This is a genomic window from Streptococcus mitis (genome assembly GCF_002096835.1).
GTDB lineage: Bacteria > Bacillota > Bacilli > Lactobacillales > Streptococcaceae > Streptococcus > Streptococcus mitis_W.
Genome location: NZ_NCVG01000001.1, coordinates 1 through 1,472 on the forward strand (window position 1 = coordinate 1; position 1,472 = coordinate 1,472).

Below are 1,472 nucleotides of genomic sequence, written 5' to 3' on the forward strand. Positions count from 1 at the left end.
ACGATGATTGGTACTTCTACTTCAACAATTTCTCCAGTTGGAACTTTAATCTTCACTTTAACGCTTGGTTTCACTCCAGCAGGAATTGTTGTTGGAATTTCTCCGACTTCGACAATTTCCCATCCTGGTTCTTTCGGAAGATCGATATGTCCTTTCACATCGTCTGGTGTGATTGGAGTTCCTTGTGGTACAACAATTTGTCTTACAGTTGGCGTAACGATGACTGGTACATCGACAGTAATCTTACGACCATCTGGTAATTCAATCTCTACTGGAACGACAGGTTTTGTTCCTGGTGTAGTTGTTGTTGGGATTTCTCCTACTTTTGTTACCTTCCATCCATTTGGTAATTCAATATGTTTCTTAACATCTTCTGGCGTAACTGGTGTTCCAACTTTAACTACCACAGGCGTAACTTTTGGTGTTACGATAACTGGTACATTTACAGTTACTCGAATTCCATTTGGTAACTCGATAACAACTGGAATACTTGGTCTTTCACCTGAAATATCTGTTGAAGGTTTGTCACCAATTGAGATAACTTTTGCTCCTTTTGGAATGTGTTTTTCAACATCCTCAGTAGTAATTGGATCACCTTGTTTTTTAACAATATCTTCAATAGGAGTTACAGTTACTGGAATTTCTACAGTCACAACTTTACCATTTGGTAATGTAATCGTTACTTTTACAGGATCCTTCTTACCTGGTGTTGTTAAGTCTGGAAGATCTCCTACCTTAACAGTTGCTCCTTCTGGTACTTTGATTTGTTTCAAGATATCTTCTGGAGTCAATTTATCTTTCGTTACTGGTGTCTCGATTTCCTTAACTGGAGTTACATTTACTGGTACTTCTACCGTAACTACTTTGCCATTTGGCAATTCAATCGTTACCTTAACTGGATCTTTCTTACCTGGCGTTGTTAAGTCTGGAAGATCTCCTACCTTAACAGTTGCTCCTTCTGGTACTTTGATTTGTTTCAAGATATCTTCTGGAGTCAATTTATCTTTTGTGACTGGGGTTTCGATTTCCTTAACTGGCGTTACATTCACTGGTACTTCTACCGTAACTACTTTGCCATTTGGTAATGTTACAGTAACCTTAACCGGATCTTTCTTACCTGGTGTTGTCAAGTCTGGAATGTTTTCAACATTTGTGACCTTGCCACCTTCTGGAATCTTGATGCCTTTAGTGTAGTCCTCTGGCGTTAACGGAGTTTTCGTTACTGGAGTTTCAATTTCCTTAACAGGTGTTACGTTAGCTGGAACATCTACAGTTATTGTTTTTCCATTTGGTAGTTCTACCGTTACTTTAACTGGATCTTTCTTACCTGGAGTTGTCAAGTCTGGAATATTTTCAACATTCGTTACCTTGCCACCTTCTGGAATTTTAATTCCTTTGGTGTAATCCTCTGGCGTTAACGGAGTATTCGTTACTGGCGTTTCAATTTCCTTAACTGGAGTTACATTAACTGG

1 protein-coding gene is annotated in these 1,472 nt (G+C 38.8%); it reads right to left on the reverse strand.

Translation table 11 applies throughout. The features are described 5' to 3' along the window. Positions 1-1,472, reverse strand: a 1,472-nt coding sequence (locus B7699_RS09600; protein ID WP_275655594.1) for a Rib/alpha-like domain-containing protein, incomplete at both ends; no start/stop codon positions are given.